Origin of the sequence: Aquabacterium sp. (assembly GCF_030652515.1) — a bacterium.
GTDB lineage: Bacteria > Pseudomonadota > Gammaproteobacteria > Burkholderiales > Burkholderiaceae_C > Aquabacterium.
Map to the genome: position 1 here is coordinate 1 of NZ_JAUSAR010000010.1, position 22,187 is coordinate 22,187.

The following is a 22,187-nucleotide window of genomic DNA, read 5'->3' on the forward strand; positions in this document are numbered from 1 at the left end:
CGTGCGCGTCGGCGGCGACAAGTTCGACGAGCACATCATCAATTACATCCGCCGCAACTACGGCATGCTGATTGGCGAGCCCACGGCCGAAGCCATCAAGAAGAGCATCGGCAGCGCTTTCCCCGGCTCCGAAGTCAAGGAAATGGAAGTCAAGGGCCGCAACCTGTCGGAAGGCGTGCCCCGCAGCTTCACCATCTCCAGCAACGAAATCCTCGAGGCGCTCACCGATCCGCTCAACCAGATCGTGTCGGCCGTCAAGAACGCGCTGGAGCAGACGCCCCCTGAGTTGGGCGCCGACATCGCCGAGCGCGGCATGATGCTGACCGGTGGTGGCGCACTGTTGCGCGACCTGGACCGCCTGCTGGCCGAAGAAACCGGCCTGCCGGTGCTGGTGGCCGAAGACCCGCTGACCTGCGTGGTGCGCGGTTGCGGCATGGCCCTGGAGCGCATGGACCGCCTGGGCAGCATCTTCACATCGGAATAAGCTGGTGACACGGTGAGCACCGCTGGCTGGCGGTGCCTGCCTTTTTGCGCGGGAACGCTGCATGCCCCTGGTCACACTGGATCGTTCGCCACCGCCCTTCTTCAAGCAAGGGCCGTCGGCTTTCACCCGTCTGATGTTTTTCTCGGCGCTGGCCATCTTTTTGATGGTGGCCGACACGCGCTGGAAGGTGACCCAGCCCCTGCGGGCCGTGGTGGCCACCATGCTGCAGCCCGTGCAAAGCGTGCTGTTGGCACCGCAGGCCTGGTGGGCCGATGCCGGGCACTACATGTCGGGCCTGGAAGCCGCGCGCCTTGACCAGCACCAATCCCAGAAGAAGGCCGCCGCCCAGGCCGAGCGCGTGATGCGCGTCGATCAACTGGAGCGCGAGAACGCCCGCCTGCGCGAGTTGCTGGCCTTGCGCCCCCGTGTCAATGTCCAGTCCCAAGCCGCCGAAGTGTTGTACGACGCGCCCGATCCCTTCACCCGCAAGGTGGTCATCGACCAGGGCAGTCGCCATGGCGTGGTCCTGGGCTCGCCCGTGATCGATGATGCGGGTGTGCTGGGTCAGGTCACGCGCCTCTATCCCCTGACGTCCGAGGTGACGCTGGTGACCGACAAGGATGCCGCCGTGCCGGTGGTCAACAGCCGCACCCGACAACGCGGTGTGGCCTACGGCACGCCGCAGGTCTTGGGCATGGAGCTTCGCTTCATGGCCGGCAATGCCGATGTGCAGGTGGGTGACGAGTTGCAGACCTCTGGCCTGGATGGCGTCTACCCCGCGGGCTTGCCGGTGGCCAAGGTGGCGCGCGTGGACCGCCGCGCCGATTCGGCCTTTGCGCGCATCGTGTTGACACCCAAATCCCAGCCCGACAATTCACGCCACGTGCTTTTGCTGCACCCGGTGGCCGACCAGTTGCCCGATCGACCCTCCGAGGCAGAAGCCATCGCGGCTTCCGGCTCTGCACCGGCCTCTGCTGCCAGCGCACACCACCACGCCAAGGTTGAGTCTGCGGTGCATGCGGCCCGCAAGCCCAGCGCCGCCAATCCAGCCGCTTCGGGAGCCAAGCCATGATGCCGCGCGGCAGTCCGCTGCTGATGCCGGTCAACCCGGTGTTCATCTGGGTGAGCCTGTTGTTGGCGTTCGCTTTCAATCTGGTCCCCATGGGCCGCTCCGGGGCCGTGCCCGACCTGCTGGCCGTGGCGCTGGTGTTCTGGAACGTCCACCAGCCGCGCCGTGTGGGTGTGGGCGTGGCCTTCGCCTTCGGCGTGTTCATGGATGTGCACCAGGGTGCCTTGCTGGGCCAGCACGCCTTGGCCTACACACTGCTGAGCTACTCGGCCATCGCGGTGCACCGGCGACTGCTGTGGTTCACGGTGGGCTCGCAGGCCGTGCAAATCCTGCCCTTGTTCATCGCGGCGCACATGGTGTCGCTGATGGTGCGCTTGATCGCGGGGGCGGGCTTCCCGGGGTGGACCTTGATGGTGGCGCCCTTGCTGGAATCCGCCTTGTGGCCAATGGTGACCTTCCTGCTGCTGGCGCCACAGCGGCGGGCGCCCGACCGCGACAAGAACCGTCCGCTGTGAGCCCGGCCTGACGCTTCCATGACTGAAATCAAGAACCTCGAACAGGAGCTGGGCCGCTTTCGCGTCCGCTTGTGGGCGGCGGTCGGCTTCGTCTTGTTCTGCTTTGGCCTGTTGGCTGCGCGTCTGGTGGTCTTGCAGGTCAATCGCCACGAAGAGCTGTCCACGCGGGCGGAGAGCAACCGCATCGCGGTCGTGCCCATCGTGCCCAATCGGGGCCTGATCGTGGACCGCCATGGCGTGGTGCTGGCCAACAACTACTCGGCCTACACACTGGAGATCACGCCCTCCAAGGTCGACAACGTCGAGGCCACCATCGAGGCCTTGTCCAAGATCGTCGAAGTGGCCCCGCGCGACCGCCGCCGTTTCAAGCGCCTGCGCGAAGAGTCCAAAAGCTTCGAGTCCATCCCCATCCGCACCCGCCTGACCGACACCGAGGTGGCCCGCTTCACCGCGCAGCGCTTTCGCTTTCCCGGCGTGGACATCCAGGCGCGCCTGTTCCGCCACTATCCCTATGGTGAGCTGGCCAGCCACGTGCTGGGCTACATCGGCCGCATCAACCAGAAAGAGAAAGAAGCCATCGAAGAATGGCCTGATGAAGAGCAGGCCAACTACCGTGGCACCGACTACATCGGCAAGCTGGGCATCGAGCAGAACTACGAGCGCGAGCTGCATGGCCTGACGGGCGTTGAAGAGGTCGAGACCAGCGCGGGTGGTCGGGCCGTGCGCCGCCTGCGTTCCAAGCCGCCCACGCCCGGCAACACGGTGCACATGTCCATCGACATCAAGCTGCAGGCCCTGATCGAGCGGCTGTATGGCAGCCGCCGTGGCGCCCTGGTGGCGATTGATCCGCGCAATGGCGAGGTGCTGGCCTTCGTCAGCAAACCCACCTTCGACCCCAATCTGTTCGTGGATGGCATCGACAGCGAGAACTGGAAAGAGCTGAACGAATCACCCGACAAGCCCTTGCTCAACCGGGCCTTGCGCGGCACCTACCCTCCCGGGTCTACCTACAAGCCCTTCATGGCCCTGGCCGCCTTGAACACCGGCAAACGCAGTGCGACCATGAGCATGTATGACAGCGGTGTCTTCATGTTCGGCGGCCACAAGTTCCGCAGCCCGGAGAACGAGCAGACCGGCATGGTGGACATGCGCAGTGCCATTGTCCGCTCCAGCAATGTCTACTTCTATTCGCTGGCCAATGAGTTGGGCGTGGACCTGATCCACAGCCAGATGCAACCCCTGGGGTTTGGCCGGCTGACGGGCATTGACCTCAAGGGTGAGGTGACCGGCCTGCTGCCTTCGACCGACTGGAAGCGTCGCGCCTACAAGAAGCCCGAGCAGCGCCGCTGGTACGCGGGCGAGACCATCTCGTTGGGCATCGGGCAAGGCTACAACAGCTTCACCATGTTGCAGATGGCGACGGCCTTGTCCACCATGGTGTCCGACGGACGGCGCTATGAGCCGCGCCTGGTGCGCGAGATCGAAGACGTGCTCACCCGTGAAAAGCGCGTGGTCTCCAGCCAGGCCCTGGCGCCGCTGCCCTTCAAGCCCGAGCACACCGCCTTCATCCGCGAAGCCATGCACGGCGTGACTCAGGAGGGCACCTCGACGCGCGTGTTCATGGGCGCGACCTATGCCAGCGGTGGCAAGACCGGCACGGCCCAGGCCGTGGGCCTGAAAAAGAACGAAAAATACGTGGCCACCCGCATGGACGAGTACCAGCGTGACCATTCCTTGTACGAGGCCTTTGCGCCGGTGGACCAACCCCGCATCGCCTTGACCGTGATCGTGGAAAACGCCGGCTTCGGCGCTGCGGCGGCCGCGCCCATCGCCCGACGTGTGCTGGACTACCTGCTGCTGGGCCAGTACCCCAGCGAAGAAGACATCGAGGCCGTGCGCCAGGGCAAGGGCGTGGCACCCATTGGCGTGCCGCGCAAGGTGGACGAGGTGTCCTTGCCCCACGGCCAGGATGCCTTTGGCGGCGACGTGCCCCTGCCCACTTCAGCGTCGACCCCGGCGGCTGCCGCTTCTTCACCTGCGAGCGCGCCATGAACGGATCGTTTGGTCAGCCCTCTCTGTGGCAACGCGTCAAACCCATCTTCGTGGGCTTTGACCTGCCCTTGTTGCTGGCGATCCTGTTCCTGTGCGGCCTGGGCTTGTTCACCATGTACTCGGTGGGCTACGACCATGGCACACGCTTCATCGACCAGTCGCGCAACATGGCACTGGCCTTCGTGGTGATGTTCCTGGCCGCGCAAGTGCCGCCACAGCGCCTGATGGCGCTGGCCGTGCCGCTGTACGTGGCGGGCGTCATCCTCCTGCTCATCACCGCCTTGCCGCACGTGGGCATCACCAAGAAGGGCGCCACGCGCTGGCTCAATGTGGGCATGGTCATCCAGCCCAGCGAGATCCTCAAGATCGCGATGCCGCTGATGCTGGCCTGGTGGTTTCAGCGACGTGAGGGCCAATTGCGCGGGCTGGACTTCGCGGTGGCGGGTTTGCTGCTGGCCATCCCCGTGGGCCTGATCATGAAGCAGCCTGACCTGGGCACCTCCTTGCTGGTGCTGTCTGGCGGGATCTACGTGATCTTCTTCGCGGGCTTGAACTGGAAACTGATCCTGCCCGTGGTGGTGTTGGCGGCGGTGGGCATCACCACCCTGGTTTTGTCCGAGGAGAAGATCTGCCAGCCCGAGGTGGATTGGGTGGTGCTGCACGATTACCAGAAGAACCGCGTCTGTACCTTGCTCGATCCCACGGCCGACCCGCTGGGCAAGGGCTTTCACATCATCCAGGGCATGATCGCCATTGGCTCGGGTGGTCTCACCGGCAAGGGCTTCATGAAGGGCACCCAGACCCACCTGGAGTTCATCCCCGAGCGCACCACCGATTTCATCTTCGCCGCCTTCTCGGAGGAGCAGGGCCTGGTCGGTGTCCTGCTGCTGATGGCGGGCTTCCTGGCCCTCATCTTCCGGGGCCTGATGATCGCCGCCCAGGCACCCACGCTGTTCTCGCGCCTGCTGGCAGGCAGCCTGTCGCTCAGCTTCTTCACCTACGCCTTCGTCAACATGGGCATGGTCAGCGGCATCCTGCCCGTGGTGGGCGTGCCCTTGCCTTTCATCAGTTATGGCGGCACGGCCATGGTCACCCTGGGGCTGGCCCTGGGCCTGCTCATGTCCATTGCCAAGAGCCGTGGCTTGATGCAGCGTTAACATGGCCGCCATGACCTCATCTTCCGCTTCGTCGGCCACCGTGGGCCGTGACCACTCTCCGGTCGATCACATCCTGATCGCCCTTGACTCGGCGCTGCGCACGGTGTTTGCCGAGCACAGTGCCTCGCGCCCCTGCCCTCAGCCGCAGGTGATCGACAGCACCCCATTGACCGAGGCCGAGAAGCGCCACGCGGCCGCCCTCATGCGGGTCAACCACGTGGGTGAAGTGTGCGCGCAGGCCCTTTATGCCTCGCAGGCCCTGGGCACCCGGGACCAGGCCTTGAAGGCCCAGTTCGATGCCGCGGCCAGAGAAGAAACCGACCACCTGGCCTGGACGGAGCAGCGCCTGCGCGAACTGGGCGGCCGCACCAGCTTGCTCAACCCCCTTTGGTACGCCGGATCCTTCGGGCTGGGCCTGCTGGCCGCGCGGGCGGGCGACCAAACCAGCCTGGGTTTCGTGGTCGAGACCGAGCGCCAGGTAGAACAGCACCTGGACGGGCACCTGACGTCCCTCCCCGCGGGAGACCACCCATCACGCGCCATCGTGGCGCAGATGCGCGATGACGAGGCCGAGCACGCCCGGGCCGCGCTCAAAGCGGGTGCGGTGGAACTGCCCGCCCCGGTGCGGGGCCTCATGCGCCTGGCCGCCAAGGTCATGACGACCACCGCGCATTACCTCTGAGGCCTGGCCCGGCCTGGTTCAGGCCGCCACGATCTCGAAGCTGGTCGTGATCTCGGCTGTCTTGCCTAGCATGATGCTGGCCGAGCAATACTTTTCGTGCGACATCTGAATCGCCCGCTGCACGGCGGGCTCGGTCAGGTTCACGCCCGTCACCACGAAGTGCATGTGGATCTTGGTGAAAACCTTGGGGTCGGTGTCGGCCCGTTCGCTGGTGAGCTTGAGCTGGCAGCCCCGCACGTCATGTCGGCCCCGCTTGAGGATCAAGACCACGTCATAAGCCGTGCAGCCGCCCGTGCCCGCCAGCACGGTTTCCATGGGGCGCGGCGCCAGGTTGCGCCCGCCGCCATCGGGGGCACCGTCCATCATCAGCACATGGCCGCTGCCGGTTTCTGCCAGAAAAGCCATGCCCGCCGAGGGCTGCCAGTGAATGGTGCATTCCATGTGTTTGCTTCCAGAGGTCTCAAAAGGGTTAAATCTTGCACAAAGAAACAATTTTCCGGGAAACCCCTTGTGTCAGATTTTGGTAAAGAATACAATTTGACGCATGGGTGTGGAACTTTTTACCGGTTCCGTAGTCAGACATCCAGCTTGTTTCATTTGTCTCCTCCACTCCTCCATTTTTTGGCGGATTTCAAAACCCGGAATCTTTCGATTTCGGGTTTTTTTTCGCTTTTCAGGGGGCGAGGGGCTTGGCGCTGGCCGACTTGGCCGCCAGTTCTTCTCGCTGCCGCCGCAGTTTCTCTCGCGGGTTTTCAACGGGGCCGCCTTCGCCCAGCTTCATCTCGGCAATGAAGCGGCTGGGAATCGCCACGATCAGCTCGCGCCCCTTTTTGCGGCGCTTGAGCGTGCTGACCGCCAGGCTCAGCCGGGCGCGGGTGATGCCCACGTACATCAGGCGACGCTCTTCTTCCAGGCGGTCGGGCGTGATCTCATTTTCTTCGTTGTTGAAGGGGAGCGAGCCTTCGTTGACGCCGGCCAGCACCACGTGAGGCCATTCCAGCCCCTTCGAGGCGTGCAGGGTCGACAAGGTGACCACGTTGGGGTCGCCGCCTCGGTCGGCCAGGCTGGTGATCAGCGATATGGTCTGGGCTACCTCAATCACGCTCTTTTTCTCGGTCTCGACCGTCATGCCGCCGTCGTTCTCGATCTCACCGCCGCAGCGCTTGGCGATCCAGTCGATGAAATCCAGGACATTGGCCCAGCGGCTGGCGGCGATCTTCTCGCTTTCGGCCTCGTCGTACAGGTGCTGCTCGTAGCCGATGTCTTTGAGCCACTCCATCAGCAGCACCTTGGCGTCTTCGCTGCCCGAGGTGGTGCGGGCGCGGTGGTCCAGGTCGTTCACGAAACGGCCGAACTCGTGCAGCGAGCCAATCGCCCGCGCATTCAGTGAGGCCGACAGCGATTCGGCGAACAGGGCCTCGTAAAGGCTCACCTTCCACTTGCCCGCGAACTCGCCCAGCGAGCCCAGCGTCTGGTGCCCGATGCCCCGCTTGGGCGTGGTCACGGCGCGCAAGAACGCCGGGTCGTCGTCGTTGTTGACCAGCAGGCGCAACCAGGCGCACAGGTCCTTGATCTCGGCGCGGTCGAAAAAGCTCTGCCCGCCCGACACCTTGTAGGGGATGTTGGCCTTGCGCAGGGCTTTTTCAAACGCCTTGGCCTGGAAGTTGGCGCGGTACAGGATGGCGAAATCGCTCCACGGCGCGGCCACGGTGGAGCCGGTGGCGCCCGCGTGCAGGGCCAAAATGCGCCCCACCGCGCGCTCGGCCTCGTGCTCCTCGTTGTCGCACTCGACCACCTTCACCGGCTCGCCCTCGCCCAGGTCGCTCCAAAGCGTCTTTTGGTAGAGCTTGGGGTTCAGGGCGATGACGTGGTTGGCCGCCCGCAGGATGGCGCTGGTGGAGCGGTAGTTCTGCTCCAGCGGGATCACTTTGAGCTGCGGAAAATCCTGGGGCAGGCGCTTGAGGTTGTCCAGCGTGGCGCCGCGCCAGCCGTAGATGGATTGATCGTCGTCGCCCACGGCGGTGAAGATGCCGCGCTCGCCCACCAGCAGTTTGAGCAAGTCGTACTGGGTGGCGTTGGTGTCCTGGTATTCGTCGACCAGCACGTGGCGCAGGTTGCGTTGCCACTTGGCGCGCACGTGCTCGTGGTCGGCCAGCAGCTTCATCGACAGGCCGATCAGGTCGTCGAAGTCGACGGCCTGGTAGGCCATCAGGCGTTCTTCGTACAGGCGCATGACGCGGGCGCAGACGCGTTCGTCGTCGTTCTCGGCGGCGCCTTCGGCCTGGGCGCTGTTCAGGCCCTGGTTCTTCCAGCTGCTGATCATCCACTGCCAGCTCCGAGCCTGCTTGGGGTCGGTGGTGCCGCCCGCGTCGCGGATGATGCCCAGCACGTCATCGCTGTCCAGGATGGAGAACTTGGGTTTGAGGCCCAGGGCCTCGCCATCCTCGCGCAGCAGGCGCACGCCCAGCGAGTGGAAGGTGCAGACCAGCAGTTTGCTGGCCGCCTTGCCCCCGATCAGCGCCTTGGCGCGCTCGCGCATTTCAAGCGCGGCTTTGTTGGTGAAGGTGATGGCCGCGATCTGCGAAGGCGCCAGGTCGGCACCATGCCCGGGTTGCAGCAGCCGCGCAATCTTTTGCGTGATGACGCGGGTTTTGCCCGAACCGGCCCCGGCCAGAACCAGGCAAGGGCCATCAAGGTGCAGCACGGCGGCCATCTGGGCCGGGTTGAGGGTGGAGGCAGGGCTGGGGGAAGCGGACACAGAAACACTGATTCTCGGGGGACACAGGCCGCACAGCATAGTGCACAGTGGGCTGAGTGTATTGACGAGTGATCTGCAGCCTCCAAGCTCTGATTCAGCCCTTGGTTTCAGCCTTGACTCCCCTTGAACAGGGGGTCGGCAAAACCCTCTTGGTTGTCGGGCGTTGCACAGCTAATATTTACACAGTCGGGGCCTATATCACGAAATGATTCCAGTCACCGCTTCCGACATCTTCCGCGAGGAGAGGAGCCTTTTTTTATGATACAAAATCTGCGAAAAGTAGCAGTGGCGACAGGGCTGGCGGCGATGGCATTTGCTTCGGCTCATGCTGCCGTGACACCACAGTCCAGCTACACCTACGACTTCAAGACGTTTTATGACACGTCTACAGCCTTCAATCCCTTCGACACCAAGACGCTGAGCTATTCAGTGGCCTCGATGACCATCAAGGACATCTCCGGTGGCGTTGAGATCTCGTTGACGCAGAACAGCTCGCTGTTCCCCGCCAAGACGACGGCTGGTACGTACCTGGACGGCCTCTGGCTGAACGGGGACTGGGGCACGGTCGCCACCAAGCCCGGTGTTGTCGGCAACGTGAGCGCCTCTGGCGGCGGCACGTTCCTGGGCCTGCCCACCATCTTCAGGGATGGCGGTTATGTCTACAACGGCAGCATCGGTTTTGCTGGCAACGGCATCGCCGAAGGCAAGACCTCGGTCTTCACGATCAAGGCCAGCGGCGTGTCTGCTTACGACTTTGCCAAGTCGAGCAATGTGCCCATGATCGAACTGACGAATGTCGGTGGCGCCTACAACACCTTCTTGTCGGGTGGCAAGGTGTCCTTCGTGGGCACCATTGCAGCGCAGATCCCTGAGCCAAGCACTTACGCGCTGATGGGTCTGGGTCTGGCTGGTGTGGCCTTTGTCAGCCGCCGCGCTCGTCGCGCTGCCTGATTGATCTGGTCCAGCGGGTTCGCCCGCTCGGCAAAAGCCCCGCTTCGGCGGGGCTTTTTTCATGGGCCTTTCACGCGTTCAAGCGGGCCTTCAGTCAAAGGCTGGCCACGAACTCACCTACCAGATCAGAGAACGCCGAGGGGTTCTCGGCCGCACTGAGGTGCGCGCAACCGCTCAGGGTCACCAATTGCGATCGGGCAATGCCCCGTGCCAGCACCGAGGCCATGTCCAAGGGCGTATTCTCATCGCGCTCGCCTGCAATGACCAGCGTGGGCACGCGAATCTGGTTCAACCTAGAGGTGGTGTCGATCTCGCAGATGGCGACCGCGCACGCGATGTAGCCTTCCGGATCGGTGGCCTCCAGCAGTCGCTGGTGGCGTGCCACGGTGGCGGCGTGCGTCTGCCGGAATGATTCGCTGAAAAAGCGCGCCATCGTGTTGGTGCTGACCGCGCCCACGCCGTGGGACTCCACCGTGGCGATGCGCTGCCCGATGGCCGAGCGCCCGGATTCCGGGTAGGCGCTGGTGGTGTTGGACAGCACCAGTGCTTTGACCTTGTCGGGATGGCGGATGGCCAGTTCCTGGCCAATCATGCCGCCCATCGACAGGCCCACCCAGATCACGGGCTCCTGGGCCACTTCGTCGATCAGGCGGGCGGCATCGGCGGCCAGTTCGGCCAGGGTCAGCGGGTCACTGGGGATTTGCGAGCGGCCATGGCCTCGGGTATCGGGGCAGATGACGCGGCAAGTGGCCGCCAAGTCGTTGGCCACGGCGTCCCACATGCTGCTGTCCTGGCCCAGCGCGTGGCTGAGCACCACGGTGTGTGCTGCTTCATCGCCATTGCGCGCTTCGCGCACGGTGGCGTGCAATTTGGGGCGGGTGCTGGTGAAAACCGACCTGCCCACGCCCGGGTGCCAGGCTTCGGTGGCGGGGTGGGGAGGGGGCTCGATGCCCAGCTCCTTCATGATGCCCAGGGCCCGTGCAAAACCGGTGTTGGCTGCGGGCACGCCCGCGTAGATCGAGATCTGGATCAGGGCCTCGCGCACTTCTTCCACACTCAGGGTGTGGGCGTTGCCGGGGGTCAGCGCACCCCGCAGGTGGATCTCGAACTCATCCCAGCGGCCCAGCGCGCTGGTCACGGCCAGCACGATGATGCGGCGGGTTTTCCAGTCCAGGCCCGGGCGGCCCCACACGCCGTGCCAGGCGTAATCGGTGATGAAGTGCTGGAACTCGGCGTTGAACGTGTTGGCCTTGGCCACCGATTTGTCCACCCAGGCGTCGCCCAGTGCAGCCCTGCGGTTGCGCATGCCCCGCTCAAAAGGATGGTCGAAGGGGTGTTCGAGGGCGGAGGACATGGCGGCACATTTCAAAGTTCGGTGCGTGAATTGTGCCGCGCTTGGGCCAGATTTCGCGCCTGATGAAAACCCCTCTGGTGCATTTGCCGTGCCAGCGCGGTGTGCGAGCCAGTGGTGCGGCAAGTCGTGTATGGTGCGGCCCATGTCTTTTTCTGCCTTGCGCTCATCCTTCGGTCTTTCGGTCAGCCTGGTGATCGCGTCGATCCTGGCTGGGTGCGCTTCCGGGCCTGGGCCAACGACTTCCCGCTCACCCGCGGTGGGCCGGGATGGTCCGCCAGCGGTGACCCCGGCAGACCTGGTCAAGGTGCCCGATGCCGAGCCTCGTGTCGAGCCCATCCGCCAGGGCGGGCCTAACAAGCCTTATTCGGTCATGGGCCAGAGTTACGCACCCATGTCCACGGATGTCCCCTGGAAGCAGCGTGGCCTGACGTCCTGGTATGGCCAGAAATTCCATGGGCGGCGCACGGCCAGTGGCGAGCTCTTCAGCATCTACGGCATGACCGCGGCTCACCGCACCTTGCCCATCCCCAGTTATGCGCGGGTGCGCCACATCGCGTCGGGCAAGGAAGTGATCGTGCGGATCAACGACCGGGGGCCTTTTCACTCGGCCCGCGTGCTGGACCTGAGCTACGCGGCCGCCCTGAAGCTGGGCATCGTGGCCATGGGCAGTGCCGAGGTGGAGCTGGAGCGCCTGACGTTTGACGACATCCGCACCGGCGCTTGGCGGCGCGGCCTGCCAGCCATCGGCCCGGAGCCGGGCCGTGACGATCCCATCGCGACTTTGGCGTCGGCGGGCGATTCACTGGCCGAGGCGCCCACCTTGGCCGTGGTGCCCGCCGCACCTGACAACACCGCGCCCTCGCCCGTGGCCGAAGCCTCTGGTCGTGCCTACACCCCGGCCGCCCGTGGTTTCTGGGTGCAGTTGGCCGCGCTGGGCAGGCGCGAAGGGGTCGACCAATTGCAGCAACGGGTCAGCACCGAATTGTCTTCCCTGACGCCGCTGATGGCGGTGTTCAAGGAGGCGGCCTTGTTCCGCCTGCAGGTGGGCCCTTATGAAAGCCGCGAGCAGGCGCAAGGCGTGGCGCGTTCCGTGCGCGAGGTCCTGGCTTTGAACCCGATGGTGATCGAGCGACGTTGATGCCTTACCTTGCGCTGGTGTGCAACGCGATGATCTGGGGTCTGTCCTGGTGGCCATTGCGGCAACTGCAGGCCATGGGCTTGCACCCGTTGTGGGCCACCTCGATTTTCTTCGTGCTGAGCACCGGTTTGATCATGGCCTGGCGGCCGTCGGCGCTGGCGGTGCTGCTGCGCTCGCCCGCCTTGTGGTGCCTGGCCATCGCGGCTGGCAGCACCAACGCCGCCTTCAATTGGGGCGTGAGCATTGGCGAGGTGGTTCGCGTGGTGCTGCTGTTTTACCTGATGCCGGTGTGGGCGGCGCTGCTGGCCTGGCTGACGCTGGGTGAGCGGCCGACCCCGGCGGCGGCTTGGCGGGTGGCCTTGGCGCTGCTGGGCGCCGTGCTGGTGCTCAAGCCGGCTGACGCGCCCTGGCCGGTGTTTGCGGGGCTGCCCGATGTGCTGGGCCTGGTGGGCGGATTTGGCTTCGCGGCCAACAACGTGATCCTTCGGCAGCAGGTGCACCAGGACACAGCTGCGCGCGCCCTGGCGATGTTCATGGGCGGCATCTTGCTGCCGGGTGGCCTGGCGGTGGTTTTGACCAGCCAGGGCGTCATCCCGCCCTTGCCCGCCTTCGACGCACGCTGGTTGTTCGGTGCCTTGGCCTTGGGCCTGGCCATGTTCTGCGGCAACATGGCCTTGCAATACGGCGCCTCGCGCGTGCCGGTCAACATCAGCTCGGTGGTGATGCTGACCGAAATCGTGTTCGCGGCGGGCTCGGCCGTGTGGTGGGGCGGTGAGGTGCTCACCCCCGTCGTGATGGCCGGTGGCGGGTTGATCCTGCTGGCCGCCGTGCTGGCCGCCCGCGAAGGCTCAAGCGCCCACGCGGCCTGACAGCGCCTCAGCCGCGCTGGCGGCGCGAGTGCTCGTGCACCGTGTCCACCAGCACCGACACGTGCTCGGGCGGCGTGAACTGGCTGATGCCGTGTCCCAGGTTGAAGATGTGGCCGTGGCCAGCACTCGGCACGCCAAAACTGTCCAGCGTTTTGATGACTTCGGCCTGGATTTGCTCAGGCTTGGCGAACAGCACGTTGGGGTCGAGGTTGCCCTGCAAGGCCACCCGGTCGCCCACGCGGGCTCTGGCCTGGGCCAGGTTCACGGTCCAGTCCAGGCCGATGACATCACTGCCTGCGTCGGCGATCTGGTCGATCCACAGGCCGCCGCCTTTGGTGAACACGATGTGCGGGATGCGGAAGCCGTCGTGCTCTTTCTTCAGTTGCGACAGCACGCGCTTGGTGTAGGCCAGGCTGAACTCCTGGAAGGCGCCATCGGCCAGCACGCCGCCCCACGAGTCGAACACCATCACGGCCTGGGCGCCCGCTTCGATCTGGGTGTTGAGGTACAGGGCGACCGCGTCGGCGTTGATGGCCAGGATGCGGTGCATCAGGTCGGGGCGCTGGTACATCAGGGTCTTGACCAGGCGGTAGTCGTCCGAGCCGCCACCTTCGACCATGTAGCAAGCCAGCGTCCAGGGGCTGCCCGAGAAACCGATCAGGGGCACGCGGCCCACACCGTTTTCGTCTGACAGGGCCTTGCGGATGGTGCGCACGGCGTCGAACACGTAGCGCAGCTTGTCCATGTCGGGCACGGCCAGCTTGGCCACGGCGGCTTCGTCGCGCACCACGTTGGCAAACTTGGGGCCTTCGCCGGCGGCAAAGCTCAGGCCCAGGCCCATGGCGTCGGGCACGGTGAGGATGTCGCTGAACAGGATGGCGGCGTCCAGGTCGTAACGGGCCAGGGGTTGCAGCGTGACCTCGCACGCGGCCTCCGGATTGGTGGCCAGGCCCATGAAGCTGCCAGCCTTGTCGCGCGTGGCGCGGTACTCGGGCAAATACCGGCCCGCCTGTCGCATCAGCCACACGGGGGTGGCGTCGGTGGGCTGGCGCAGGCACGCCCGCAGGAAGCGGTCATTGGCCAGGGGAGGGAGCTTGGGCTTGGCGGATGTCATGGCGGCATTGTAGGCAGTGCCTTCGCCGGGCGGATGTCACATACGCGCGTTAAATGGGCGTTGGCCTCAGCATTTGTCATAAGGGCGCTGCGAGCCGCCCTCTGGCACGATCTTGGCATGGTCCAAGCAGTTGACGCGATCACCCATGCCCTGAACCGCACCGAGCACGGCTACGCCGCCATCGATGGTGCGGCCGGGTCCATGGCCCAGCCTTACATGATTCGCCTGAACGCGCCCGTCGCCGAGGCGGATGTGCGCCGTGCGATGCGGTCCCTGGTCAGCCACCATCCCCGCCTGCGGGGTGTGGTGGCGCCGGGGTTGTATTTTTGCCGTTTGCGCATCCTGCCGGATGACGAACTGGTGGACCAGTTGTTCAGCGTTGCCTACCGCGTCGAAGCGCACATCAATGCGCAAGACGCTGCCGCGCTGGAGGCCTACCAGAATCAGATGCTCAACGAGGTCATGCCGCTGGAGCGCGGCCTGAACGTGCGCATGCGTTTCATGCCGCATGCCTCGCAGCCCGTGATCCTTTTCTGCCTTCACCACCTGTTCGGCGATGGGCGCACCTGCATGCAACTGGTGGGCGATCTGCTCAAGCTGCTCAATGGCCAGGCCATCGAGGTGCAGCCGTTGGAAACGCCCTCCATGTTGGGTGCGGTGGCGCCGGCCCATTGGTGGCAATGGCCGCGGCAAATCTGGCGCTCGCGTCAGCACAAGGTGAACGAGGCTAAGCGCCAGGCAGGCTTGCACATCCAGCAATTGCCGATGCGGACCACGACGCACTTCTCCGTCAACGCCATGCGCCAGCACCGGGTCAGCGTGGGCTCTGCGGTTTTGCGCCAGGCCGCGCGCAAGCTGGGGGTGTCGCTCAACACTTTCATGGTGTCGGCCGTGGCCCAGAGTTTCCTGGACCAGGCGCCGGATGATCCTCAGGCCGCCGCCGTGATCCGCATCTCGGTCGATTTGCGCCGCCACTACCCCGAGTCGCGCCAGTTTGGTCCGCTGTGGGGCAACCACGTGGGCGCCTTCCTGGTCACCGAAGACGATCCGCGCAAGTCCCTGCCCGACCGGGTGCGCTCGGTGGGCGCGCACGTCAAGGAGGGGCTGGACCGATTTGCGCGCCGCGAGATGTTCTGGGCCTACCTCTTGGAAGAGGCCATGCCCTTGCTGGGCCGAACCTTGATCGGGCATGTGGCTCACCAGCTCAAGCGCCAGAACAAACTCCCCAAGATCAGTTGCCACTGCACCAGCCTCGGCGATGTCAGCGGCATCAATCCACCGGGCGCGGCCATCAGGGTCATCGAGTTCCAGCCCATCGTGACCAGCGTGGCCCTGTTGATGGTGATGGTGGAGCTCGACGGGGTGTTCTACCTGCCCACCTCGTGGCAGCGTAGCGACAACACGGTGCAAGAGATCGACGCCTGTCTGGCTCGACTGGACCGCACGTTCGAGAGGTTGGTGCGCGAGGCGGGCATCGATCCCGCTGGGCAGGCGGCCAGCGGCGCGGTGCAGCGCGATGATCCATCGCCGAGCAGGCCGTTGGTGACATGTGATTCGTTGAACGCCTGATCACCTGTTCGCGGGGGTGGCATCTGGCCGATGTCGGGCCATGATGCGTTTCATGGTCGCCATCACCCACGACATCGTCCCTTTCAATCGCACCGAGCATGCCTATGCCGCCCTTGAAGGCCTGGCGGGGACCATGATCCAATGCTACCTGTTGAGGTTGAGTGCGCCGGTGGACACCTCACTGGTCAAGCGCGTGCTGCGCCAGCTGGTCACGCTTTACCCCAAGCTGCGCGCCGTCATCGAGCCGGGGCTGCACCGCTACCACTTCCGCATCCTGCCGGATGACCTGGTGGTGGATCAGTTGTTCGAACTGGCCTTCGAAGTGCAAGCGCACATCGAGGTGGATGACCCGGCCGCGCAACTGGCCTGGCATCGCCAATGCCTGCACCACGTGGTGCCGCTGGAAAAAGGCATCGGGCTGCGCATGTGGTTTGTGCCGCACGCCCAGCGTCCCGTGCTGATGTTCGGTGTGCCGCACATCTTTGCCGATGGGATGACGATGATCCACCTGGTCAAGCAGTTCATCCAGGGGATCAACGGCCTGCCGATGGAGGCCATGCCCATCGAGGCGCCCTCCATGGTGGGCGCCATCGCTCCCACGCATTGGTGGCAGTGGCCCGCCAAGGTATGGCGTTCGCGGCAACACAAGGTGGCCGAGCACCGGTTGCTGGCCAGCGTCAATGTGCAGCAACTGCCCCGCCAACCCAGGCCGAACCACGGCACCTCCGGCCTGAGCCAAGGCAGTCTGCCCGTGCCCGCGGCGGATTTGCGCAAAGCAGCTCGCCAATTGGGCGTGACCCTCAACACCTTCCTGACGGCGGCCATTGCCCAGACCTTTCTGGAGCAGTCGCCCGATGACCCCAAGGCCGCGGCGGTGATCCGCACCTCGGTGGACATGCGGCGCTACTACCCCAAGTCGGCAGGACACGGGCCCATGTGGGGCAACCACGTGGGCGCCTTCCTGGTGATCGAGCAGGGGCCGGGCAAGTCCTTGCAAGAGAGGGTCAAGTCCATCGATGCCAGCATCAAGGAAGGTCAGTCACGCTTTGCCCGCCGTGAGATGTGCTGGACCTATCTGGTCGAAGAGCTGATGCCGTTGATGGGCCGCACCCTGATCGGCCACGTGGGCGTGACGTTGCGCCGGGCGGACCGCTTCCCCCAGATCAGTGCCCACGCCACCAGCCTGGGCGATGTCTGTGCCTACTTCAACCCCAAGGATGCGGCGATCCAGGTCGCTCAGTTCTCGGCAGCCGTCAACAGCATCTCGCCGATCATGGGCTTGATCGAGGCCCACAACGAACTGCTCTGCGCCATGATCTGGCAGGAGTCAGAGACGTCGGCCGATGACGTGGCGGCGTTTCGCCAGCGCCTGGGCGCCACGCTGGCGCGGATGGTCCAGGAAGCAGCGGGCGGCTGAGGCGCCGCCCGACGGTCTCAAAGGCGGCCGAGCTCCACGTACAGCGGGCGGTTGTCGATGCCTGGGCGCGGATCCTCGCCATAGCTCAGCCAGAAGTGGCTGGAGAACAGCTTCTGGCGCTTGTAGCCGCGTGGCACGTTTTCCAGCGGGTCGCCGTTGGTGATCGCAATCGCCAGGGCGTCGTACTTCTGGCCCTGGTGGGCCATGATCCAGTCGATCAGGCCCTGCAGCACCGCCGGGTCGTCTTTGGCGACCAGGATGTTGTACAGCGACAGGTAGTTCAGCGCGCCGCCGATGGCGGGCAGCTTGAAGCCACCGGTCAGGCCCACGTACAGGTTGTACAGCGGGCGCAGCACCTTGACGATGGGCTTGAAGCCCACGATGCGCGTCTGCTTGTAGGCCTTCTGGTTCCAGCCGGCCAGGAAGCCGATGATCTCGCCATTGCGCGTGGCCAGGGCAAAGTCGCCGATCGACAGTCCCGCGTAGTAAGGGTCACCAGCGTGCAGCTTGGTGAAGTCGTACACCGGGTAGCCATTGCGGCGCGGCGCTTCGCGGTCGAAGAACACCTGCATGGCGGGCACGTCGGCGGCCGTGGCCGCGCGGATCTGCACGCCAGCGGGGATGCGCGGCGTGATCTTGCGCGTGAAGATGAAGCTGGTCTCGATCGCGTGGCTGATCCAGTAACGGAACAGCACGCCATCGGCCGAGTTGGCGGCGGCGTCCAGCGGGGCCGTGTTCTCTTTCAGCACGATGCCTTGCAGCAGGTCCTCGTTGGATCGGAACTTCTTTTGCTCCACGAACAGGTTCGAAGCAATGCCGCGGCGGCGGTAGAACGGGTCCACGCGGGTGTCGCCCGAGTAGTACACGCGGCGCTTTTGACCACTGATGAACAGCTCGCGGCCCGAGATCACGGTCAGGCCCGCCAACACCTCGGGGCGCTCATCGTCATCGGCCACAGTCAGCACGAACTCGTCACCGATCACCTTGGCGCCAACAAAGAAGTCCGGCGCGCGCTGGAAGCACATCTGCGCCACGCCCGGCATCGTGATCTTGGTGATCAGGTCCTGCATCTTGGCGTTGTCGGCGGGTGTGCCCAGTCTTACGGTGATGGCCATGGTCGGTGAAAGTGGTTGTTCGTGTGGAGGCGATTCTGAAGCAATCGAGGGTCAGGCGGCGACGGCGTCCAGCACATCGCGCAGCACGGCCGGTACTTCCCCACGCCAGTGGCGCAAAGGTTCGATCTTGATGTTGCCCTCGATCATGCCGCGCAGGCGGCACTGGTCCAGGTAGATCTCGCGCATGTGGGGCAGGGCGATGCACGCAGCGGGTTGCAACTGGCCCAGCTCGCGGGCCAGCTTGTAGTGGAAGTTGCCCAACAAGGCCTTCTCCAACTGGGCCGACAGCGCCTGCTGCAAAGTTGTGCGGTTCACCTCGGGGGCGCATTCCACCAGCAGCACATAGCCGGGGGATTGGTGGGTGCTGTGGTCCAGCGCCAGCAAGGTCACGGGCAAGGCGTTGTCCAGCGGCAGGCTGTCCTGCACCTGCTGTGCGGTGGTGGCGCTGATCTTTTCGCCCACCAGGTCCACGCCATCATTGCGGCCCAGGAAGGTGAAGCAAGGCACCTGGCCCAGGTGGCCATCCACGCGGATCACGTCGCTCATCTTGTAGCGCGCAAAGCCGCTGCCGGTGGTCATGATCGGGATCACGTCCTGGCCTTCGCGCAACTGCCAGGGCGCCAACACCCGGCCATCCTGTGCATCCTGGAACTCGTAGAAGTGGCTCAGGTAGGACAGCGGATAACGGCCTTGAAACGGGAAGGTCACCACGCCTTCGGTGGCCCACAAGCCCTTGCCCTGGAAGTTGGCGTGCGGCATCAGCGACTTGAGCTTCTGTGCCCAAGGCGCCGCAGCGGCTGTGTCCCAAGCGCTCAGCACGGCCAGCTGAGGCCACAGCTTGGCGAAGAACTCGGCGTTCATCGCGCCATTCCACTCGCGCAGTAATTGCGCGGCGCGTGGCGATTGAGGGCAGGGCAGCCCGGCCATGTGCGAGGTGCGACTACCCCAGTGGCCGCGCGACAAGGCTTCGGCCAGCTCTTCGCGCCAGCGGCCCATCTGCTCCAGCAGGCCCAGGCCAAACGTGGGGCTCCACACCGAGATGAAGCCCAGCGCCTCGTCGGCCACCAGGTAAGCCAGCGTGGCGAACAGCGAATCGTCCGACGTTTCGGCCAGTGCGATCTCTTGCGGTGCTGCCTGCGTCAGGTACGCCAGCAGGCGCTTGCCCCAGGACAACATCTTCATGTCGTCGTTGATGTCACCGGCGGTCTGGCCGCGCATGTCGGTCGGAATCCACGACAGCGACCAATAGTGCGTGCCATTGGCCTGCCCGGGGAACTGGCGGTACAGATCACCCACCCACGCCGTGATCACCTGGTCCAGCTCGTCCAGGAACATCTTGGTGTACGGGATCCACTTCACCGCCGAGGTCGAGCCACTGGTGGGCTGGTAGCGCATCACCGGCGAATCGATCAGCAGGTTCTGTTTGCGCTCGCGCTGCTGCAGCAGCAACTCCGCGTAGTCGCTGTAGGCAGTGACGGGTTGCTGGCGCGCGAACTCTTCCCACGACCAATCCGCGCGGATGCCTCGGCGTTGTCCTTCGGGGGAATTGGAGGCAGCGGACAACCAACGCGACAACCTGGCGCGCTGGATCGATTCCAGTTCGCCAAGATGCCGTTCAAAACGGCGCCGGCCCGGGGCGACCAGCAGTTTGAGAAGGTGGTGTCCTAGGGTATGACTGGCCCCCATGTCAGGAGGCCTTGGTCCGCTCGATCGCCTCGTCGGCGTCCGCGTCCAGCCATGCCTGCTTGTTGTCCACGCTCGACGTCACTTGACGCTTGGCCAGCTCCAGGCCTTCCGGGCGGTGGGTGCCCAGGATGTGCTTCTTGATCCACTTCCAGGGCACGTCCACGATCGAGCGGAACAGGCTCTCGTAATCGCAGGCGGCCAGGCAAGGCACCTCGGTGCCACGGCGCCAGCTGGGGTTCACCTTCTCGAAGAAGGCAATGTGCGGATTGGCCGCGACCAGCTCGGGTGTGATGGTGGCCACGTCGCCCTTCAGCCGCACGTAGGTTTCGCCGAAGTCCAGCAGCATCTTCTCGCGGTCAAACGCGTCGGGGAACAACTGCTGGCAATACGCCTCGGTGACGCGGCGGTACTGGTCGTCCTTGCCGTTCACGTTGGGGTAGTAGTTGTAGAAGTTGTTGGTCATCAACAGGTACGTCTTGTACCCCTTGGAGATCAGGAACCAGTAGAAGGGCACGAAGGGACGCTTCAGACGCTCGATGATCAAGCGGCGGTAGAAGGTGTTGGCCAGGGCATTGTTGCCCCAGTAAGCCTGCTCGATGATGGTGTCGCCACTGAAGATGCCGCGCACGCGTTTGCCATCAACTTTCAAGTCGAAAAACGTCTGCGTCGAGAAGCCCACGATCTGGTCGTCCACGGCCCGGGTCACCAGGATCACGCCGGACTTTTTCGACAGGTCCGTCAGGAAGACGTCCAGCGAGGTGTTCTCGTAGTACTTCGCGTACAGGTCATACATCTGCTTGATGTTGGTGACCGTCACTGAGCTGATGGGCCTGAAGAAGGTGCTCACCTTCTCTTTTTTGATTGTTGCGGACATAAAAATCACTCCACCGGGGCGCCCAGGGCCAAGACAACAGACCCCCGTTCCCCTCTCACAGGGAACCGCGCGGGCCGGCTGGGAAACAAAATGTTGCAATTACTTGCCTGTTGATCAGGATGCCGCTCTTGTCCAAAATCCAGCATGGGGCTTGCCCGAGGAGACCCCTCAATCAGGGGGTGTGCCGATATACACTGACCATCACACATGAACGCCCACACCCCTTCGATTTCCTTGTGCGCGGCGCAGTGGCCGCAAGATTGGGAGCAGGCCGCGGCCATCCTGGCCGAGTACGGCGAATCGTTGGGGGTGGACCTGTCTTTCCAGTCTTTCGACCGAGAACTGGTCGATCCCGCCGGCGCATATGCGGGGGGCGAAGAAGTCTTCCTGCTGGCGACGGTGGATGACGCGATCGCCGGGTGTTGCGCACTGCGCTCCTTGCTGGATGCCAGCGAGGCGAATGCCTGCGAGATGAAGCGTTTGTATGTGCGCCCCGCCTTCCGAGGCTTTGGCTTGGGGCGCATGCTGGTCGAAACCTTGATGCAGCGTGCCCGTGAATCAGGTTTCGGCACCATGTTCGTGGACACCCTCAGTGACATGGAGGCGGCCCGCGAGCTGTACACCAGCCTGGGCTTCGTGCCCACCGAGCCCTATTACTTCAATCCACTGCCCGGGGCGCACTACTTTCGGGCGGATCTGGACGGCGCCGTCAGTCGCTACTGAGCCTGTGGTGCCTGTGCAGTGGTGACCCGCGCTTGAGGGGTTCTTGTCTTATGTATGACGTAAGACTGGATTCGACATAAGTAAGCACGTATAATCTTTAGGTTTTGTCGACACCATGAAGCCGTCAGCAATGCCCGCAGCCTTGGATGGCACCCGGAAAATCGATCGAGCCCTTGATGACTCGGTTGATGAGCTGGATCCTCCCGTCAGGCTGTGGAGTCGCGACGAAGTCGAGGCCCTGAGGCTTAAGCAGCCTGTGGTGTCCTTGTGGCGCGTGGTGGCCATTCAGGCCCTGGCTGGCATGTTGCTCGCTTTGGTGTCCTGGTTCCTGGGTGGGCACCGCAGCAATGTGGTGTGGTCGGTGCTTTATGGTGCAGCCTGCGTGGTGGTGCCTGGTGCGCTGTTCGCACATGGGATGAGTCGGCAGGTGTTTGCAAGCAATGCCGGTGTGGCCGTTTTCGGCTTCATGCTGTGGGAATTTGTGAAGATTGGAGTGGCAGTCATCATGTTGGTGGCTGCCATCAAAGTGGTGCCGCAATTGAGTTTGCCTGCCTTTCTGGTGGCGCTGGTGGTGTGCATCAAGCTGAATTGGCTGACCTTGTTCATGCAGGGTCGGGTGAAGAAAAACGTCGCGAGCGACAACCGCTAACTGAGATCAAC

The 22,187-nt window shown here is 64.3% G+C and carries 20 protein-coding genes; 13 read left to right on the forward strand and 7 right to left on the reverse strand.

Annotated features, from left to right (window positions below; genetic code table 11):
• From Q7V20_RS01040 to coq7, 6 genes are all read left to right on the forward strand, one after another.
• Window positions 1-484: rod shape-determining protein (locus Q7V20_RS01040; RefSeq protein ID WP_304786258.1), on the forward strand; the 484-nt coding region annotated here is incomplete at its 5' end.
• Window positions 485-545: 61 nt separating this feature from the next.
• Window positions 546-1,556, forward strand: a complete 1,011-nt coding sequence (gene mreC, locus Q7V20_RS01045) for a rod shape-determining protein MreC (RefSeq protein ID WP_304786259.1) — start codon at window positions 546-548, stop codon at window positions 1,554-1,556.
• Window positions 1,553-2,068 (forward strand): rod shape-determining protein MreD, encoded by a 516-nt coding sequence (gene mreD / locus Q7V20_RS01050; protein WP_304786261.1) that lies wholly within the window; start codon window positions 1,553-1,555, stop codon window positions 2,066-2,068. The genes mreC and mreD overlap by 4 nt, the downstream gene beginning before the upstream one ends.
• An 18-nt stretch (window positions 2,069-2,086) precedes the next feature.
• Window positions 2,087-4,120, forward strand: a complete 2,034-nt coding sequence (mrdA, locus tag Q7V20_RS01055; protein ID WP_304786263.1) for a penicillin-binding protein 2 — start codon at window positions 2,087-2,089, stop codon at window positions 4,118-4,120.
• Window positions 4,117-5,277 carry a rod shape-determining protein RodA gene (rodA, locus tag Q7V20_RS01060; protein ID WP_304786265.1) on the forward strand — a complete coding sequence of 387 codons (1,161 nt, stop codon included), beginning with the start codon at window positions 4,117-4,119 and terminating at the stop codon, window positions 5,275-5,277. The genes mrdA and rodA overlap by 4 nt, the downstream gene beginning before the upstream one ends.
• Before the next feature lie 10 nt (window positions 5,278-5,287).
• Window positions 5,288-5,959, forward strand: coding sequence for a 2-polyprenyl-3-methyl-6-methoxy-1,4-benzoquinone monooxygenase (gene coq7 / locus Q7V20_RS01065; RefSeq protein ID WP_304786736.1), 672 nt, complete (start codon window positions 5,288-5,290; stop codon window positions 5,957-5,959).
• Window positions 5,960-5,977: 18 nt separating this feature from the next.
• Here the strand turns inward: coq7 and Q7V20_RS01070 are convergent, their stop codons facing one another.
• Entirely contained in the window at window positions 5,978-6,400 is a 423-nt protein-coding gene (locus Q7V20_RS01070) for an OsmC family protein (protein WP_304786267.1), read from the reverse strand.
• A 232-nt stretch (window positions 6,401-6,632) separates the two neighbouring features.
• Window positions 6,633-8,717 (reverse strand): ATP-dependent helicase, encoded by a 2,085-nt coding sequence (locus Q7V20_RS01075; protein WP_304786269.1) that lies wholly within the window; start codon window positions 8,715-8,717, stop codon window positions 6,633-6,635.
• A gap of 306 nt (window positions 8,718-9,023) precedes the next feature.
• Here Q7V20_RS01075 and Q7V20_RS01080 point away from each other — a divergent pair, with 306 nt between their 5' ends.
• Entirely contained in the window at window positions 9,024-9,668 is a 645-nt protein-coding gene (locus Q7V20_RS01080; protein WP_304786271.1) for a PEP-CTERM sorting domain-containing protein, read from the forward strand.
• 94 nt (window positions 9,669-9,762) lie between these two features.
• Here the strand turns inward: Q7V20_RS01080 and Q7V20_RS01085 are convergent, their stop codons facing one another.
• Window positions 9,763-11,022 (reverse strand): alpha/beta fold hydrolase, encoded by a 1,260-nt coding sequence (locus Q7V20_RS01085; protein WP_304786273.1) that lies wholly within the window; start codon window positions 11,020-11,022, stop codon window positions 9,763-9,765.
• Window positions 11,023-11,164: 142 nt separating this feature from the next.
• Here Q7V20_RS01085 and Q7V20_RS01090 point away from each other — a divergent pair, with 142 nt between their 5' ends.
• Together Q7V20_RS01090 and Q7V20_RS01095 are read left to right on the forward strand one after the other, a co-directional pair.
• Window positions 11,165-12,160, forward strand: coding sequence for a septal ring lytic transglycosylase RlpA family protein (locus Q7V20_RS01090; RefSeq protein ID WP_304786275.1), 996 nt, complete (start codon window positions 11,165-11,167; stop codon window positions 12,158-12,160).
• Window positions 12,160-13,029, forward strand: a complete 870-nt coding sequence (locus Q7V20_RS01095) for a DMT family transporter (RefSeq protein ID WP_304786277.1) — start codon at window positions 12,160-12,162, stop codon at window positions 13,027-13,029. Before Q7V20_RS01090 ends, Q7V20_RS01095 begins: the two co-directional genes overlap by 1 nt.
• Window positions 13,030-13,036: 7 nt before the next feature.
• On the opposite strand, the gene hemE is transcribed toward Q7V20_RS01095, so the two are convergent.
• On the reverse strand, window positions 13,037-14,143 hold the full coding sequence (gene hemE / locus Q7V20_RS01100) for a uroporphyrinogen decarboxylase (protein ID WP_304786279.1): 1,107 nt from the start codon (window positions 14,141-14,143) through the stop codon (window positions 13,037-13,039).
• A gap of 117 nt (window positions 14,144-14,260) precedes the next feature.
• Here hemE and Q7V20_RS01105 point away from each other — a divergent pair, with 117 nt between their 5' ends.
• Together Q7V20_RS01105 and Q7V20_RS01110 are read left to right on the forward strand one after the other, a co-directional pair.
• A complete protein-coding gene (locus tag Q7V20_RS01105; RefSeq protein ID WP_304786281.1) occupies window positions 14,261-15,712 on the forward strand; it encodes a hypothetical protein in 1,452 nt (483 codons plus the stop codon).
• Between the two features lie 52 nt (window positions 15,713-15,764).
• The gene (locus tag Q7V20_RS01110) at window positions 15,765-17,129 is read left to right on the forward strand and encodes a hypothetical protein (protein WP_304786283.1); all 1,365 of its coding nucleotides are present in this window, start codon (window positions 15,765-15,767) and stop codon (window positions 17,127-17,129) included.
• 17 nt (window positions 17,130-17,146) lie between these two features.
• Here the strand turns inward: Q7V20_RS01110 and Q7V20_RS01115 are convergent, their stop codons facing one another.
• The 3 genes from Q7V20_RS01115 to Q7V20_RS01125 are packed head-to-tail and all read right to left on the reverse strand — an operon-like array spanning window position 17,147 to window position 20,804.
• Window positions 17,147-18,244, reverse strand: coding sequence for a hypothetical protein (locus Q7V20_RS01115; RefSeq protein ID WP_304786285.1), 1,098 nt, complete (start codon window positions 18,242-18,244; stop codon window positions 17,147-17,149).
• Between the two features lie 51 nt (window positions 18,245-18,295).
• Window positions 18,296-19,930, reverse strand: a complete 1,635-nt coding sequence (locus Q7V20_RS01120; RefSeq protein WP_304786287.1) for a GH3 auxin-responsive promoter family protein — start codon at window positions 19,928-19,930, stop codon at window positions 18,296-18,298.
• Between the two features lies 1 nt (window position 19,931).
• Window positions 19,932-20,804 (reverse strand): hypothetical protein, encoded by an 873-nt coding sequence (locus tag Q7V20_RS01125; protein WP_304786289.1) that lies wholly within the window; start codon window positions 20,802-20,804, stop codon window positions 19,932-19,934.
• 207 nt (window positions 20,805-21,011) lie between these two features.
• Between Q7V20_RS01125 and Q7V20_RS01130 the strand changes: the two genes are divergently transcribed.
• Window positions 21,012-21,527, forward strand: a complete 516-nt coding sequence (locus tag Q7V20_RS01130) for a GNAT family N-acetyltransferase (protein WP_304786291.1) — start codon at window positions 21,012-21,014, stop codon at window positions 21,525-21,527.
• A 115-nt stretch (window positions 21,528-21,642) separates the two neighbouring features.
• The gene (locus tag Q7V20_RS01135) at window positions 21,643-22,176 is read left to right on the forward strand and encodes an ATP synthase subunit I (RefSeq protein WP_304786293.1); all 534 of its coding nucleotides are present in this window, start codon (window positions 21,643-21,645) and stop codon (window positions 22,174-22,176) included.
• Window positions 22,177-22,187 lie beyond the last annotated feature (11 nt).

Coding starts and splice junctions, on each gene's coding strand:
- Q7V20_RS01120 (WP_304786287.1), bottom strand. CDS start 19,930: ATGGGGGCCAGTCATACCCTAGGACACCACCTTCTCAAACTGCTGGTC.
- mrdA (WP_304786263.1), top strand. CDS start 2,087: ATGACTGAAATCAAGAACCTCGAACAGGAGCTGGGCCGCTTTCGCGTC.
- Q7V20_RS01130 (WP_304786291.1), top strand. CDS start 21,012: ATGAACGCCCACACCCCTTCGATTTCCTTGTGCGCGGCGCAGTGGCCG.
- Q7V20_RS01070 (WP_304786267.1), bottom strand. CDS start 6,400: ATGGAATGCACCATTCACTGGCAGCCCTCGGCGGGCATGGCTTTTCTG.
- rodA (WP_304786265.1), top strand. CDS start 4,117: ATGAACGGATCGTTTGGTCAGCCCTCTCTGTGGCAACGCGTCAAACCC.
- mreC (WP_304786259.1), top strand. CDS start 546: ATGCCCCTGGTCACACTGGATCGTTCGCCACCGCCCTTCTTCAAGCAA.
- hemE (WP_304786279.1), bottom strand. CDS start 14,143: ATGACATCCGCCAAGCCCAAGCTCCCTCCCCTGGCCAATGACCGCTTC.
- Q7V20_RS01105 (WP_304786281.1), top strand. CDS start 14,261: ATGGTCCAAGCAGTTGACGCGATCACCCATGCCCTGAACCGCACCGAG.
- coq7 (WP_304786736.1), top strand. CDS start 5,288: ATGACCTCATCTTCCGCTTCGTCGGCCACCGTGGGCCGTGACCACTCT.
- Q7V20_RS01080 (WP_304786271.1), top strand. CDS start 9,024: ATGGCATTTGCTTCGGCTCATGCTGCCGTGACACCACAGTCCAGCTAC.
- Q7V20_RS01095 (WP_304786277.1), top strand. CDS start 12,160: ATGCCTTACCTTGCGCTGGTGTGCAACGCGATGATCTGGGGTCTGTCC.
- Q7V20_RS01090 (WP_304786275.1), top strand. CDS start 11,165: ATGTCTTTTTCTGCCTTGCGCTCATCCTTCGGTCTTTCGGTCAGCCTG.
- Q7V20_RS01110 (WP_304786283.1), top strand. CDS start 15,765: ATGGTCGCCATCACCCACGACATCGTCCCTTTCAATCGCACCGAGCAT.
- Q7V20_RS01125 (WP_304786289.1), bottom strand. CDS start 20,804: ATGTCCGCAACAATCAAAAAAGAGAAGGTGAGCACCTTCTTCAGGCCC.
- mreD (WP_304786261.1), top strand. CDS start 1,553: ATGATGCCGCGCGGCAGTCCGCTGCTGATGCCGGTCAACCCGGTGTTC.
- Q7V20_RS01135 (WP_304786293.1), top strand. CDS start 21,643: ATGAAGCCGTCAGCAATGCCCGCAGCCTTGGATGGCACCCGGAAAATC.
- Q7V20_RS01115 (WP_304786285.1), bottom strand. CDS start 18,244: ATGGCCATCACCGTAAGACTGGGCACACCCGCCGACAACGCCAAGATG.
- Q7V20_RS01085 (WP_304786273.1), bottom strand. CDS start 11,022: ATGTCCTCCGCCCTCGAACACCCCTTCGACCATCCTTTTGAGCGGGGC.